At 42.6% G+C, this 15,130-nt stretch carries 15 protein-coding genes; 8 read left to right on the top strand and 7 right to left on the bottom strand.

The features are described 5' to 3' along the window. Positions 1-152: 152 nt before the first annotated feature. A complete protein-coding gene (locus tag H571_RS14735) occupies positions 153-1,103 on the top strand; it encodes a lipid A deacylase LpxR family protein (protein WP_169445770.1) in 951 nt (316 codons plus the stop codon). Positions 1,104-1,105: 2 nt separating this feature from the next. Here H571_RS14735 and H571_RS0108335 read toward each other — a convergent pair whose 3' ends face one another. Further along, positions 1,106-1,753, bottom strand: a complete 648-nt coding sequence (locus H571_RS0108335; RefSeq protein WP_036217953.1) for an MBL fold metallo-hydrolase — start codon at positions 1,751-1,753, stop codon at positions 1,106-1,108. A gap of 83 nt (positions 1,754-1,836) precedes the next feature. On the opposite strand from H571_RS0108335, the gene H571_RS0108330 reads away from it, so the two are divergent. Continuing rightward, complete coding sequence (locus tag H571_RS0108330; RefSeq protein ID WP_027848897.1) at positions 1,837-2,175, top strand: hypothetical protein; 339 nt, start codon at positions 1,837-1,839, stop codon at positions 2,173-2,175. Positions 2,176-2,178: 3 nt separating this feature from the next. Beyond that, positions 2,179-2,940, top strand: a complete 762-nt coding sequence (locus H571_RS0108325; RefSeq protein WP_027848896.1) for a sulfite exporter TauE/SafE family protein — start codon at positions 2,179-2,181, stop codon at positions 2,938-2,940. An 8-nt stretch (positions 2,941-2,948) separates the two neighbouring features. Here the strand turns inward: H571_RS0108325 and H571_RS0108320 are convergent, their stop codons facing one another. Further along, positions 2,949-4,145 (bottom strand): MFS transporter, encoded by a 1,197-nt coding sequence (locus H571_RS0108320; protein ID WP_027848895.1) that lies wholly within the window; start codon positions 4,143-4,145, stop codon positions 2,949-2,951. Positions 4,146-4,237: 92 nt separating this feature from the next. Here H571_RS0108320 and H571_RS0108315 point away from each other — a divergent pair, with 92 nt between their 5' ends. Then, complete coding sequence (locus tag H571_RS0108315) at positions 4,238-5,122, top strand: LysR family transcriptional regulator (RefSeq protein ID WP_027848894.1); 885 nt, start codon at positions 4,238-4,240, stop codon at positions 5,120-5,122. Here the strand turns inward: H571_RS0108315 and modC are convergent. From modC to modA, 3 genes are read right to left on the bottom strand one after another with little or no spacing between them, the layout of a single operon-like run. Continuing rightward, the gene (gene modC, locus H571_RS0108310) at positions 5,119-6,183 is read right to left on the bottom strand and encodes a molybdenum ABC transporter ATP-binding protein (RefSeq protein ID WP_027848893.1); all 1,065 of its coding nucleotides are present in this window, start codon (positions 6,181-6,183) and stop codon (positions 5,119-5,121) included. The genes H571_RS0108315 and modC overlap by 4 nt on opposite strands. Beyond that, on the bottom strand, positions 6,176-6,862 hold the full coding sequence (modB, locus tag H571_RS0108305) for a molybdate ABC transporter permease subunit (protein WP_211219783.1): 687 nt from the start codon (positions 6,860-6,862) through the stop codon (positions 6,176-6,178). The genes modC and modB overlap by 8 nt, the downstream gene beginning before the upstream one ends. 15 nt (positions 6,863-6,877) lie before the next feature. After that, the gene (gene modA, locus H571_RS0108300) at positions 6,878-7,645 is read right to left on the bottom strand and encodes a molybdate ABC transporter substrate-binding protein (RefSeq protein ID WP_027848891.1); all 768 of its coding nucleotides are present in this window, start codon (positions 7,643-7,645) and stop codon (positions 6,878-6,880) included. 135 nt (positions 7,646-7,780) lie between these two features. On the opposite strand from modA, the gene H571_RS0108295 reads away from it, so the two are divergent. From H571_RS0108295 to H571_RS0108285, 3 genes are all read left to right on the top strand, one after another. After that, positions 7,781-8,602 (top strand): TOBE domain-containing protein, encoded by an 822-nt coding sequence (locus H571_RS0108295; protein ID WP_027848890.1) that lies wholly within the window; start codon positions 7,781-7,783, stop codon positions 8,600-8,602. An 87-nt stretch (positions 8,603-8,689) separates the two neighbouring features. Continuing rightward, entirely contained in the window at positions 8,690-9,661 is a 972-nt protein-coding gene (locus H571_RS0108290) for a calcium/sodium antiporter (RefSeq protein WP_027848889.1), read from the top strand. 17 nt (positions 9,662-9,678) lie between these two features. Then, complete coding sequence (locus H571_RS0108285) at positions 9,679-10,902, top strand: D-amino acid dehydrogenase (protein WP_027848888.1); 1,224 nt, start codon at positions 9,679-9,681, stop codon at positions 10,900-10,902. Here H571_RS0108285 and H571_RS0108280 read toward each other — a convergent pair. Then, positions 10,894-11,385, bottom strand: a complete 492-nt coding sequence (locus tag H571_RS0108280) for an Lrp/AsnC family transcriptional regulator (protein ID WP_027848887.1) — start codon at positions 11,383-11,385, stop codon at positions 10,894-10,896. The genes H571_RS0108285 and H571_RS0108280 overlap by 9 nt on opposite strands. A gap of 176 nt (positions 11,386-11,561) precedes the next feature. On the opposite strand from H571_RS0108280, the gene leuA reads away from it, so the two are divergent. Continuing rightward, entirely contained in the window at positions 11,562-13,235 is a 1,674-nt protein-coding gene (leuA, locus tag H571_RS0108275; protein WP_027848886.1) for a 2-isopropylmalate synthase, read from the top strand. Between the two features lie 80 nt (positions 13,236-13,315). Here leuA and H571_RS14730 read toward each other — a convergent pair whose 3' ends face one another. Beyond that, a complete protein-coding gene (locus tag H571_RS14730) occupies positions 13,316-14,938 on the bottom strand; it encodes a methyl-accepting chemotaxis protein (protein ID WP_051168243.1) in 1,623 nt (540 codons plus the stop codon). Between the last annotated feature and the right edge of the window lie 192 nt (positions 14,939-15,130).

The following is a 15,130-nucleotide window of genomic DNA, read 5'->3' as shown; positions in this document are numbered from 1 at the left end:
GACAAACGATCGTTTTAAATGAGTAGGGTTTTGCTGAGTTATTTTTAGACCACAAAGTCTAACAATACATTACAATGCACAAATAAAAGGCAGAAGAGGTTGCATTAATGTTGGCTAGAGGATTGAATTTCCTTTTATTAGGCTGTTGGTGTTTGCTGGCTCTCGAGGCTAATGCAGAAGCTAAAGGTATAGTAAGTTTGCAAGTTGAAAATGATGCATTTGTAGGTTTCGACAGGCATTACACTAGCGGTATTTTACTGAGTTACTTTCCGTTAAAACCCGCTCCAGACTGGGCTATTTCAGTAATGAATGATTTAGGGTTAAAGGTTGTTCCAGATAAGGTTGCATTAGAATATTCAATTGGCAATACCATCTTTACACCAAAAGACTTTGAAGCTAACCAGCCCTTGCCCGACGAGCGCCCTTGGGCAGGGCATACCTTTGCTAGCTTTGCCATTATGCGTAAACCTAAGCGGCTAGATAGCTTTATAAAGGTAGGGGATAAGCTGAATATTACCTTGGGGCAGGTAGGTCCTGCATCCGGTGGTGAGTGGGGGCAGAAAAAACTCCACGAACTGATAGGTTCGCCAGAGCCTGGCGGGTGGCAGTACCAAATAGGTAATGAAACAACTTTTAATTTGCATTATTTTAGAAAATGGCAAGTTTATCAGCAGCTTTCAGATGCTTATGAGTTAGAGTGGTCACCTTTATTTAGTTTGGCATTAGGTTCACCTTACACCTATAGCAGCCTTGGCTTTACTCTACGTTTAGGCCCTGATTTAAGGCAGGATTATGGCCCGCCATCTATTCAGCCTAACTACCCAGGATCAAGTTACTTTTTACCTGGTCACCCATGGAATTGGTATCTAGTCGTGGGTATGGAGTACCGCTATATGCATTACAACCTTTTTTTAGATGGTCCAGTATTTCGTGATGGCCCAAGCATAGAAAAATATAAAAATGTTGATGATTTTTTTATTGGTGGGGCTGTTAGTTATGAAAAGGTAAGGCTAGCCTGGACAGCAGTTACTCGTTCTATTGAATTTAAAGGACAGGCTAAACGAGATGTATTTGGCTCGCTTAACCTATCTTATTATTACTAAAACTAGCCAAACTGCTTGCTACCAACAAAAGGGTTGCTGCGTTTTTCTTCACCAAAAGTTGAATTAGGTCCATGGCCAGGAATAAATTGCACTTGATCACCCAAAGGAAAAAGCTTTGTTTTAATTGAGCTAATCAAATCTTGGTGATTGCTTTTAGGAAAGTCAGTTCGGCCTATAGAACCAGCAAAAAGTACATCGCCCACCTGAGCCATGTTGCTTTTTTGGTCATAAAAAACTACATGCCCAGGTGTATGCCCTGGGCAGTGTAAAACTTGCAAAATAGACTTTCCTAACCCTATTTGATCACCGTCATTTAACCACTGGTCGGGTGTGATAGATTGCGCTTCTGGGAAGTTGAACATACGGCTTTGCTGTCCTAAGCCATCTAGCCAAAACTGATCATCTTTATGTGGACCAATAATTGGAATGCCACAACGTGCTTTTAAATCAGCGGCACCACCAGCATGATCTATGTGACCGTGAGTTAACAAAATTTTAACTAGCTTTAGTTGCTTGTTTTCTACATGTTTTAAAAGTCGGTCAATTTCACCGCCTGGATCAATAATGGCAGCCTCTAATGTTTCATCGCACCAAACTAAGGTGGCGTTTTGTGCAAAAGGTGTAACCGGAACTACTTCAAACTTCAACATCTTTTTACTCCATTAACCTTTAGCTTTACCAATGAATAAGATAATATGCGCGAATAATCTTACCAAAAAAGCTTTAATTCCTTATGGTCAATTTTTTAGCAAGACTAGCCGCTTGTTTAAAAGCAGAGCGTAAAATCTTTTGCTTTTGCTGCTTGTTCAGTCTTTTACCGTTAAGTGGTTGCAGTGGCGTACAGTTTGCCGAGTTTTTGAAGCCTGTCAATGTAGACAAGTTATCGGCCTACGAGCAAAAGCGGCTCGGCTGCTCAATACAAACAGGCTTACAGTCTGAAACAGACTATGCCTTAATCGGTTCAGGTATTGTTAGCCTAGGGTTTCGTTTACCTTCTTCTGCTGATAAAGATATGAACTATGATCGCCGTTTTGACGATTACCATGATTGTTTGCGTTTAGCTGGACTTTAATTAATGCCCTACCTTGAGTATCTCCTTCCTGAGCAAATCAGTTCTTTCAGTAGTTTACTTTTAATTATTTTTGCTGGCATTACCTCAGCTATCACTGCCAGTATTGGTGTGGGTGGCGGTGTGCTATTGCTTGCCATTATGGCGATAATTCTTCCCCCAGCAGCAATTATTCCAGTTCACGGCATGGTACAGCTAGGCTCTAACCTTAACCGTGCGGTAATGACAATTAAGGACATTGATTGGAAGCTACTAGCCGCTTTTACTCCCGGTGCTTTTTTAGGTGCTGGTTTAGCAAGCTTGTTTTTAGTTGAATTGCCGCTGCAGCTTTTACAACTAACCATTGCCGGTTTTATCCTCTTTTTAACTTGGGGACCTAAGGTGCCTGCTTTAGCCTTAGGACGTTTAGGTACTTTTTTTGCAGCACTTATTACCACTTTTATCAGTATGTTTGCTGGTGCTACAGGTCCCTTGGTTGCCGCTTTTGTTAAGCAACAGCATAAGGGTGATCGTTTTCGCACGGTAGCCAACTTTGCTGCGGCTATGAGTGTTCAGCACCTACCCAAAGCCTTGGTTTTTGGTGCTGCAGGTTTTGTTTTTGCAGACTGGTTAGGGTTAATGGTTTTAATGATAGCAAGTGGTGCACTAGGTACTTGGCTAGGCTTGAGGCTACTAAGTAAACTTAGTAATCAAAGGTTTGCCCTAGTTATTAATACGGTTCTTACCCTGCTAGCCCTGCGTTTAATTTGGTCTGCTTTTTTCGGCTAGCCAAGGTTTCAAGCTAGCTCACTCAAAGTACGTGGATCTTTTTTCCAAAGCACTAGACTGATACCTAGGGTAAGTAAAAACACTAAGAGTGAACCTAGAATAACGCCCTGCCAATGCCAAGCCCGCCAGAAAGGATCTAAGTAAAAACCACCGGTACTGGCTCCCATATAATAAAACACTAAGTAAAGTGCACTAGCGCTGGCACGTGCGTTTTGTGCTTGGCGACTAACCCAGCTAGTAATATTGGAATGACAAAAGAAAAAACCAAAGCTATTAATTAACAACCCTCCAATAATTGCCCACACACTGGGTATTAGCATAACTAAACTACCTAACATCAAGAATAGAATACCTAAAGCCATGCACAAGGGTTGTGCTAACACCAAGGCGACCTTACCTGAAATAGAAGCAGCCCAAGTACCAGTTAAATAAGTTAAAAATAACATGCCTAAAAAGCTACTGCTTAATAACCAAGGCTCACCCGCTAGCAAGTAGGTAACATAGCTATATTGGTTAATAAAAATAAAGAAATTAAGCCCGCCTAGTAAATAGACAGAAATTAACAGTGGGTTTTTTAAGTGGTTGAATAAGTCTTTTACCATCTTAGTTAACTTGGGCTGCTCAGGTTGAAAATGTTTAGATTTAGGCAAAGCCCACCAAACAATAAGCACACAAACCAGTGACAAACCAGCAGCAAAAAGAAAGCTAGCTCGCCAGTTAAACGCATCAGCAATGAAACCTGAGAAAAGCCTGCCGCTAATACCCCCTAGCGTATTCGCGCTAATGTAAATACCCACCGCCAAAGCCATGGCTTTTTTACTGAACTCATCCCCCATATAAGCAATTGCTACGGCAGGCAGTCCACCTAGTAAAAAGCCTTGAACTGCACGTAAAACCAGCAAGCTGGTGTAGTTAGGAACCCAAGCTAAAGCAAAGGTAATAACTAAAGTGCCTGTCATAGTGACTAGCATAATTGCTCGCCTACCTAAAGCATCTGAGAGGGGGCCATAGATTAACAGTGAGAAGCCCAGCATTAAGGTAGCAACCGCTAAGGAAGCATTGGCTTCTAAAGTAGAAATATTAAAAGCCAGTTGAAACTCAGGTAGTAACGGCTGGGTCACATAAAGATTACTGAAAATCATGAAGGAGCCACAGCAAAGTGCTAAAGTGGCACGCCAGAAGGCTGGTGATTTTGCTTCTATCATTGGTTAAGCCCGCAAAGAGAAAAAAACTACTTTACTTAGCCTTAGTGGATAAGCAAAATTCATATAATTAATCTTCAATATAAGGTCAGGTTATGGATATTCGTCCCCTACGTTATTTAGTTACTGTTGCTGACCTAGGTAGTTTTACCCTTGCCGCTGAAAGGTTAGGTGTTGCACAACCCGCAGTAAGTATGTCTATTAGAAACATGGAAAAGCAGATGGGTTTGTCGCTGCTTGACCGTGGCGAAAAACGTGTAAAACCTACCGCAGAAGGCGCTATCTTATTAGTTCATGCGCGTCGCATTTTAGATGAGGTAGAAGCAGCGGAGCTGGCGCTTAATGAAGCACGGGGTTTAACTAAAGGTGAAGTTCGCATTGGTATCCCTAGTATGCTTGGCTCCTATTATTTTCCACCCATTCTTATGGCATTCAAACATCGCCACCAAAGTTTGAACCTTGCTGTTTTTGAAGACGGCACACGCAGCATTCAGAAAAAAATTCGTGAAGGTGATTTAGACGTTGGGGTGATAGTTGCTGACCGAGTGCCTAAAGATTTGGAAGCAGCGCCTTTTTTACAGGAAGAAATGGTTGTTTGTGTTCCTCATGACCACCGTTTTGCAGAACAAAAGTCGGTTAGCTTTGCTGACTTTTTTGAAGAAGAGCTGGTACTTTTTAAAGAAGGCTATTTTCATCGAGAGTTTATTGATCGGGTATGTGAAAAATCAGGTTCTACACCTAAGGTTGCTTTTGAATCTAATCTAATCCCTCTAACTAAATCCATAGTACGCCAAGGTTTTGGTATTACTGTCTTTCTAAAAATGGTGTTAAAAGATGAGCCTGATTTAGTTGCCATTCCTTTTGAGGAGCGAGTGTTTCTTAATATGTCTATTGCCTGGAAAAAAGGCGCCTACCAGTCTATTGCTGATCGCGCCTTTGTCGATTTTTTATTAGAACATGCCGAAGTAGCGGCTAATTAATTCAAAGCAACGCCCTTAATTAGGGCGTAAATTAATTGCCTTTCTTCTAAAGCCAGTTTCTCTAGTGACCGTTTAGAAATTCTAGCTAAGAGTCGTTGGTTCCCCACTTCTAAACGTACTAAAGCTTGACTAGGGTTGGGGTCAGGCTGAATATCTAATACCCAAGCAGTTAAGCAATTTAATAAGCTGGTATCTTGAGGTGGGGTTAGTGCTAAAACCACATCACTGGCCATGACTCTAACCCTTGTTTCTTGCCCTTGCTCCAAACCAGCTTGGCTAATAAACATAGGTTGTTGGCCCAGTGTTAATTCGGTTAAACCATCAGAAGTTAGAGGTTGCTTAACCTTCGCTTTTAAAACCGTAGAAGCAGTTTCTGTTTGAATAAAAGGCAAGTTAGGGTCGGTCAATATATTTTGTATTTCCCCTTCTGCAACCACCTTTCCAGCGTCTAATAAAACTAGGTGGTCCGCTAGGCGAGTTACTTCTTCAATGGCATGGCTAACATAAATAATCGGAATTCGTAGTTGGTCACGCAGCTTTTCTAAAAAGGGTAGAATTTCTGCTTTACTGGTGGCATCTAAAGACGCCATAGGTTCATCCATCAACAATAGCTTGGGGCTAGTTAATAGGGCGCGTCCTATAGCTACTCGTTGCCTTTGACCACCTGAAAGTTCATCAGGGTAGTGTTGTAACAAGGCCTCTATTCCTAATAAATTGATTACCTCATCGGGCTGTAATTTTTTTTGTTCTTTGCTTAGGCGTTTAAACCCATAAAGAAGGTTAGCAGCTACTTTTAGATGGGGAAACAAACTAGCTTCTTGAAAAACATAGCCAAGCGGTCTTTGGTGAACTGCTAGAAAGGTATTGGTGTTTTGCCAGACTTCACCATTAAATTCCAAGTAACCTTTGGGCACTTTTTCTAAACCAGCTATACAACGTAAAAGCGTGGTTTTACCTGAACCAGAGCGACCAAAAAGGGCTGTCACTCCTTGGTTGGGTAGCTGTAATTTGGCTGCTAAAGCAAACTCACCACGATTCACTTCAAAGTCGAATTTAAGCAAGGTTAACCACCTTAAAGCGCCTGTTTAATGTAAATACCAGCATTAGCAGTACAAAAGATGAAGCAACTAAAATAAGTGAAAGTCCATGCGCTGCGCTGTAATCCATCGCCTCAACATGATTATAAATTGCAATGGAAGCAACCTGGGTACGCCCAGGAATATTACCGCCTATCATTAAAATCATGCCAAATTCACCCAAGGTGTGGGCAAAAGATAAAACACTGGCGGTTAAAAAACCCCGTTGAGCCAAAGGCAAAACTAAAGAAACAAAGCGATCGAAAGGCGAGGCGCGTAAAGTTGCAGCGACTTCTAATAAGCGGCCACCGGCTATAGAAAAAGCATTTTGTAATGGCTGAACTACAAAGGGTAAAGAAAACAGCATAGAGCCAATAACTAAACCACTAAAGGTAAAAGCTAAATGGCCTAGGCCGAGTGTTTCAAAAAAGCGCCCTACTGCACCTTGGGGGCCTAAGAGAACCAATAAATAAAAACCCATTACTGTGGGTGGCAAAACTAAAGGCAGAGCGACTAAGGCTTCTACCACTACCTTGTAAGGTGAACGCGTACGCGCTAACCACCAAGCTAGGGGTGTACAAAGCACCAAGAGCGCTAGTGTACTTACCACGGCAAGCTTTAAGGTTGTCCACAGGGCGATTAAATCTGCTTCACTTATCCCCATTATTGTTTCCAGTAATTAATTTGTAGGTAAACCATAACCAACAGACTTAATAATTTCACCCGCTTCAGCAGAGCGAATAAAAGCTAAAAACTCCTTGGCTAGCTGTTTATTAGTAGCAGATTCAAGAACCACCGCTTTTTGTAAAATAGGGCTATAACTATTAACGGGTGGAATCCAATAAGAACCCTTGCCTTTAACTTCTGGGTGCATAATTTGTGATAAGGCAACAAAGCCTAGCTCCACTGCGCCTGAAGCCGTTTGGCTGTAAGCTTGGCCTATGTTTTGTGCTCGAATAATTTTTTTATCTGCTTCTAACTTATCCCAAATGCCTAGTTGCGTTAATATTTCTTGGGCTGCCAAACCATAGGGGGCATTTTTAGGGTGAGCAATACCTAAATGGCGGTAGGCTTGCTGTTTAAGTACAGCGCCCTGCTCATCAACTAGGTTAGGATTAGTCGACCAAAGCACAGGAATACCCTGAGCATAAATAAACAGTGTGTCAGCTAGTGCCAACCCCTGCTCAGCTAATAACTCGGGTCTTTTACTATCTGCAGAAAAAAACACATCAAAAGGTGCGCCATTTTGTATTTGTGCGTAAAAAGCACCTGATGAACCGCTGCTTAATAACACCTTGTGCCCAGTTTGCTGTTCGTAAATTGGTATTAGCTGCTGCATAGTACCGTTAAAGTTAGCTGCAACCGCAAGACGCAATTCTGCTGCGCTAACAGAACCAACAGTAAAAACTAGTAGAGCTGCCAAGACTAACGATTTAAATGAGTGCATAGCCTATTCCTTGTATGAAGTGAGAATTAACTATACCTATTATCTGTGTAGTTGGGTATATAGCGAATAGTTATTGTTGGTTTTTTCTGTATATTTACTGTAAAGCTATTTGTATAACGATGCCTAGAGGTACTAATGAAACACCCGTATTCCGAACGTTTTTTTAGTCATTTATCCCTAGAAAATGATGCAGGGGCAGCCTTATCAAGTAAGCGTATTCGCTTATTAGAGATGATTGGCGAGCTGGGTTCTATTGCTCAAGCAGCTAAGGCAGTGCCGCTTTCTTATAAGGCTGCTTGGGATACGGTAGAGCTGCTTAATTCAACAGCTGCACAACCCCTTGTCGAGCGTACCTCTGGTGGACGCCAAGGTGGTGGTACACGCTTAACAGAGTACGGTCGGCGCATGACCGTAATGTACCGTGCTTTAGAGCAAGAGCATCAAGCAACCTTAGATAGGCTTTTGGCAAGCATGGATAGCTTACAAAAAGGGGATTTAAAAGACTTTCAGCAGCTAATGTATCGCACAGCAATTAAAACCAGTGCTCGTAATAACTTCTTCGGGGTTGTCACAGGGCTTAGAGACCAAGGCATTAACTACCTAGTGCACTTAGATATAACGCCAAATGTTAGTTTAGTGGTGCAAATTACTAAAACCAGTGCAGACAACTTGAGTTTAGTCATGGGGCAAGAAGTTTTTGCTTTATTCAAAGCTTTTAGTTTAGAGCTAAGCTGTGAAGCCGAACCAGCAAATGAATTAGTTAATCAGCTTTGGGGAAGGGTTAAAGAAATTAACCTAAGCCGTGAGCAGGTAGAGGTGGTTGTTGAACTGGCTGATAAACAAAAATTAGTTGCACTAATTAGTCAGCAAAAGTACGAAGAGCTAGCCCTTAAACTAGACACTAAGGTGTGCGCATCTTTTGCTGCAGAACAAATTATTTTGGCTAGCTATAATTGAACGTAAGACCCTGTTATTCTTGCCACGCCAAGCAACTAACCTCCTGAGTTAGGGCTAAGAGTTAAAGGTTTCACTAAGGGGTAATGAATGTTATTAGCAGGACTTGCGGTTTTACTAGGTTTAGCAGTACTTGTTTGGAGTGCCGACCGTTTTGTAGAAGGGGCTGCAGCTACTGCACAACACTTTAGCGTACCCCCTTTATTGATAGGTATGGTGGTGGTTGGTTTTGGAACTTCAGCACCTGAAATGGTTGTTTCTGCCATCTCAGCTGTAGAAGGAAACCCAGGGATTGCTTTAGGTAATGCCTATGGCTCTAATATCGCTAACATTGCCTTGGTACTAGGTGTAACAGCCTTGATTAGCCCAGTGTTAGTCCACTCCAGCATTCTTCGTAAAGAGTTACCCTTATTGTTAGGCGTAACGCTCTTAGCTGTTTACCAAGTATGGGATGGAGAAATAACCCGACTGGACGCACTAGTACTTTTGTTAGCTTTTTTCATTATTATGGGTTGGACTATTTGGAATGGCTTAAAAAAAGGAACAGATGGTCTGGCAGCTGATTTAGAAGAAGATTTAGCTGGTAAAAACCTAACCTTAAAACTTGCCCTTTTATGGTTAGTGGTTGGTTTGTTGCTACTGGTAGTTAGTTCCCGTTTATTAGTCTGGGGTTCGGTAGAAATAGCTCAAAGCTTGGGAGTGAGTGATTTAATTATTGGTCTGACTATAGTGGCTATAGGGACTTCTTTGCCAGAATTAGCCTCTTCTGTTGCCGCTGCTCGTAAAGGCGAACACGATATGGCTTTGGGTAATATTCTAGGTTCTAACTTGTTTAATACCCTGGCCGTAGTGGGTATTGCCGGTGCTATCCACCCGCTTAGTTTTGGGCCAGAAGTCTTCTCGCGAGACGCTATGCTTATGCTTTTACTAACCTTAGCTTTATTTGTGCTAGGTTATGGGTACAAAAAAAGACAGGGGAGCATTAATCGTTTAGCAGGCGTGGCTTTATTAGCCTGTTACGTGGCTTACACTCTTTATCTGCTGAGTAGTATTAACGGCTAGTGAGTTGAGAGGTGGGTATGAAAAAAATTGCAGTCTTAGGTGGTGGTATTACTGGCATTACTACGGCCTATGCACTTTTAAGGCGGGGTTTTCATGTCACAGTTTATGAAAGCCGCCGCTACGCAGCAATGGAAGCTTCTTATGCTAATGGTGCGCAAATTTCAGCTTCCAATACTGAAGTATGGAACTCCTTACCTACCGTAGCTAAAGGCTTGAAATGGATTTTCAGAAAAGATGCCCCTCTGCTGGTTAACCCCAAACCTTCTTGGCATAAGCTCAGTTGGTTTGGTGAGTTTTTAGCTGCTATTCCTAACTATGCAGACAACACCAGCAAAACCACGCGTATGGCTATAGCGGCGCGTGAACATTTATACAGCTGGGCCGAAGCAGAAAATATCGACTTTGATTTAAAGCACCAGGGCATTTTGCATGTGTACCGCACCAAAGCGGAATTTGATACTGCGGCTAAAGTGTCTAAGCTGTTAGCTGCGGGTGGCCTAGCGCGCCAAGCCGTAACACCAGAAGAAATGCACAGCTTAGAACCAGCATTAAAAGGCAAGTTTTATGGCGGCTATTACACGCCTAGTGATAGTACCGGCGATATTCACAAGTACACTCAAGGTTTAGCCCTAGCTTGTCAGCGCTTAGGTGGAAAAATTTATTATCAGCAAGAAGTTAAAACAATAAAAGCAAACACCCAGCAGGTGCAGGTGGTAACGGCAGATTGCACTGATGCAACGGAAGAACACCGTTATGATCAAATTGTTATTTGTGCAGGCACTGCCAGTAAACAGCTAGCAGCCAGTTTGGGTGACCGTTTAAATATTTACCCAGTGAAAGGTTACTCAATTACCTTGCCATTAAACGATGAAACCAATCGCCAAGCTGCGCCGAATGTTAGTTTGTTAGATGAAGCAACAAAACTGGTTGCCAGCCGTTTAGGTGACTCACGGCTTAGAATTGCCGGAACGGCCGAATACAATGGCTATAACCAAGATATACGAGCCGATCGCATTCAACCCTTAGTAAACTGGGTTGAAAGTTGCTTTCCAGAAGTGTCTACGGAAGAAATCATTCCTTGGGCGGGTTTAAGACCCATGATGCCCGATATGCTGCCTAGAGTGATGCAAGGAAAATGCCCCAGTGTTTTTTATAATACGGGGCATGGGCATTTAGGCTGGACTTTAGCAGCCGTTACCGCAGAAATGGTGAGCGACTTAATTGAACAAGCTTTAGCTTAAATGCTTTAAGGAAACCTCGGTACTGTCAACGACCTTACGCATAACAAAGCTAGAGTGCACACCAGTAACCCCAGGGATTTGTGTAATTGTGCCCAGTAAAAACTCTTGGAAAGCTTCCATGTCGGGCACTATCACCTTCATGGTGTAATCGGCAGATTGCCCTGTCACCAAGCAACACTCCACAATTTCTGGGCAACTATTTACGATTCGGTCAAATTCCAAAAAACGATCAGGCGTGTGCCTATCTAAAGCCACTTGAATATAAGCGGTTAACTTTAATCCCAGCTGAGATTGGTTAAGCCTGGCAACATAACCTTGAATATAACCTTCGTCTTCTAGCTGTTTCACCCTTCTTGAGCAAGGCGAAGGCGACAAACCCACCTGTTCGGCCAAGTCTTGGTTGCTAATACTGCTGTCTTTTTGCAGTGCTGCTAAAATACGTCGATCGGTTCTATCCAGTTTTACATTACTGACTTTTTTCATGGTCTAATCCCATCAATTATTTGTATTGAGCAATATTAAACCTTAATTGGTCAGTTTTACGCAATTTTAGTGCGATTATTTATTTTGTGAGGCCAAGTTTGCAATTATTTAGCGTAAAATCTGCGTTAAACTAGACCTAATTACTACTACCCAGCTTATTGCAGAGAGAAATAACCATGTCAGCTTTTGACCATACTAAATACCGCCCTTTTCCACAGGTGCAAATCAAAGACCGCCAGTGGCCAGATAAAACCATTACTCAAGCACCTATCTGGTGCAGTGTTGACCTGCGAGATGGTAACCAAGCACTAGTTGATCCTATGACGGTCGAGCAAAAAAAGCGCATGTTCTCATTGCTGGTTAAACTAGGCTTTAAGCAAATTGAAGTGGGTTTCCCTGCTGCATCTCAGCCAGATTTTGATTTTGTACGAGCCTTGATTGACGAAAATATGATTCCTGAAGATGTCACGGTTCAGGTATTAACTCAGGCTAGAGAGCATCTAATCGACCGTACTATCGAAGCACTTGCTGGCGTTAAAAAAGCCATAGTGCATATTTATAATTCCACTTCTAAAGTGCAGCGTGAACAAGTGTTCCGCATGAGCCGCCAAGAAATTATTGATATAGCCGTTTCAGGTGTACGCTTGGTTAAAGAGCGGGTTGCCAAACACCCAGAAACCCAGTGGCGCTTAGAGTATTCACCCGAAAGCTTTACCGGCACAGAATTAGATTTTGCTGTAGAAATTTGTGATGCCGTAGTTAAAGAGTGGCAGCCAACAGAAGAGAATAAAATTATTCTTAACTTGCCAGCCACAGTAGAAATGTCGACTCCTAATATTTTTGCCGACCAAATTGAGTGGTTCTGCCGTCATATTCAGCAGCGCAACTGCATTGAAGTAAGTCTGCACACCCATAATGACCGAGGTTGTGGTGTTGCCGCAGCAGAGCTGGGTTTAATGGCTGGCGCAGATAGAGTGGAAGGCACCTTAATGGGTAATGGTGAACGCACAGGTAATATGGATGTGATTACCCTAGCTATGAATCTTTACAGTCAAGGTGTTGATCCAGAACTTAACCTAGCCAATGTCGAAGAAATTATTCAAGTGGTTGAAGACTGCACCAAAATACCAGTTAACCCACGCCACCCTTATGTAGGCGAATTGGTTTACACGGCTTTTTCTGGCAGCCACCAAGACGCAATTAAAAAATCCCTTGCTTGCCAAACCCCAGAAGAGGGCTGGAATGTTGCCTACCTACCTATAGACCCTAAAGATTTAGGCTGTAGTTACGAAGCAGTTATTCGCATTAATAGCCAGTCGGGTAAAGGCGGTGTGGCTTATGTACTAGAAAACGATTACGGCCTACAGCTACCCCGCTGGTTACAAGTCGAGTTTGCCAAAAAAGTACAAGCCCGCACAGAAAGCCTAGCCAGAGAGCTACAACGTAAAGAAATTTGGGAAACCTTTGAAGAAGCCTACTTAAATAATGCTAACAAGGCAGAGTTAGTTAGCTATAAGCTAGAACGTAATGGAAGCGACCAGCTAAGGGCAGTTGTAAGCCAGCAGGGTGAAGAATGGCGGCTACAGGCTTCTGGCAAGGGTTCTTTACATGCTTTAAGTGAAGCATTAAAAGACCGTTTAGGTAGCCCAGTACAAATTACTGAATACAGCGAACATGCTCTCACTAGCGGTAGCGAAGCCAAGGCTTGTACCTACTTACAAGTACAAGTGGGTGAAGAAACCTTTACCGGTGTAGCTATCAGCGAAGATACAGTAAGCGCTAACTTAAATGCTTTACTAGCAGCGGTTAGCCCAGCGCTGTTAGCTAGTAAAAAGGCAGCAACAGCTTAAAGCTAGCCCTAGTAAGAAAGTAAAAAAAACGCCCAGCTCTAAACTGGGCGTTTTTGTATTGCTGTTACTTTACTCTAAAGTTAAACCTTAAAGCGTTCTACCAGGTCACGTAAATGACGTGATAGTTCTTGTGCTGCATCACCGGCTTGGCGTGTTTCTAAAGCAGACTCTGCACTGGTATCGGCTAGGGTATCTATCTCGACTAAACGTTGGCTAATATCTTCTGCTACTGAAGATTGTTCTTCCGCTGCACTGGCAATTTGAATACTCATTTGGTGAATTTGCTGTACTGCAATATTAATTTCACTTAAAGCAGCATCGGCTAAGCTGGCTTGCTCAATGGTTGCATCTGCCTTAATTTGACTGGCTTCCATGGCTTCAACTGCTTTCATAGACTGAGTTAGCCATTGGTCAATAATGGTTTGAATCTCTTGAGTGCTAGTACGTGTACGTTCCGCTAAAGAACGCACTTCATCCGCCACTACCGCAAAACCACGCCCATGTTCACCGGCACGGGCGGCTTCAATAGCTGCGTTCAAAGCTAAGAGGTTGGTTTGTTCGGCAACTGAGTTAATCACTTCTAAAACTTCAGTTACATGCTGGCTGTCTTCGTTTAGCTTGCGAACTGCTGCGGCACTTAAACCAATTTCTTCGGCTAACTGGTTAATGGTATGAACCGTGCGTGCCACAACTTCTTGGCCTTCTTGGGCAGCAGCATCGGCTCTGTGTCCTGCATCGGCTGCTTCACTTGCATGAGAGGCTACTTCGTGAACTGAAGCTGACATTTCTGTCATGGCTGTAGCTACTTGGTCTGTTTCAGCGCGTTGGTTGCTAATTTCATTGGAAGAGCGAGTTGAGGTTTCAGCCACAATACGCATTTGTTCACGTACTTCATGGCTAGTTTTACTAACATCAACGACTAGCTGTTGTAGGCGCTCCATAAAAGCATTAAAAGCTTGTGCTAGCTGACCCACTTCATCGTTACCTCTAACCGGTAAGCGGTAGTTAAGGTCTGAGTTTTCGCTATCTAACTGCTTCATGGCACGAACGGTGCTGCGTAAATTTATAACCATGCGGTGACTAAGCACTAGTAGAAGCACACCGCCAATTATCATGCTTGCTAGTGCTAAACCCAATGCCAAAGCTAAGTCGTTATTACCCTGGTTAATAATTTCTGTACGAGTATTAGTAAAGCGGTCACGTTGTATTTTGACTAAATCTTGCAGCTGGTTGCGTATGGCAAACCAACCTGGGTGTTCTACTTTAACCAAATGCACTTCAGCTTCTTCTAGTTGATTGCTTTCAATTAAGGTAAGTACATGCAGTTTGGCTTGTTGGTTTTGTTGCCAGCGTTGATCTAGCTCTTTTAATTGGTTTTGCCAAGCAGTGTCGTCAAGGTACACCTGCCTTAGTAAACCTATGTTAGTGTTCACACGCTTTATAGCGCCTTCTGTTACTGTACGTGGTTGCTTTAAGCTAGGGTTCATTAACTTGTTGCGAATAGCAATACCTGCCAAAAGACCGTCTGCTAACATAGAGTTTAGTTGTGTCATGGCGGATTCATCTCTATCCATAAACTCAACAAAACGTTGTTCAGCACGGTGCATTTGTAGCAGTGTTAGGCCTAGTACCAAAACTAATAGGAAGGTAGAAACAGAGGATGTGGCAATAAGTTTATTGCGTAGGCTGTTACGAAGCAGCATAAAAATAACCTTACAAAATGATTTAAAAAAGTATTTAGGTCTAAAAAAGCCTAGGGACTCTAACTCCATCCTAGATTAAGAGCAGTTTTCATTTTCTTAGTTTAGGTTAGTCAACCAAAAAAACCTACCAACATTACAGTAAGTTACTAATGCTAGCCAAGTTGCAATAAAATAAACTTTAAACCTTATAGA

This window comes from Marinospirillum minutulum DSM 6287 (genome assembly GCF_000422325.1).
Lineage (GTDB): Bacteria > Pseudomonadota > Gammaproteobacteria > Pseudomonadales > Halomonadaceae > Marinospirillum > Marinospirillum minutulum.
Note: the sequence above shows the minus strand (reverse complement) of the source record. Positions and strands in the feature narration are given on the sequence as shown.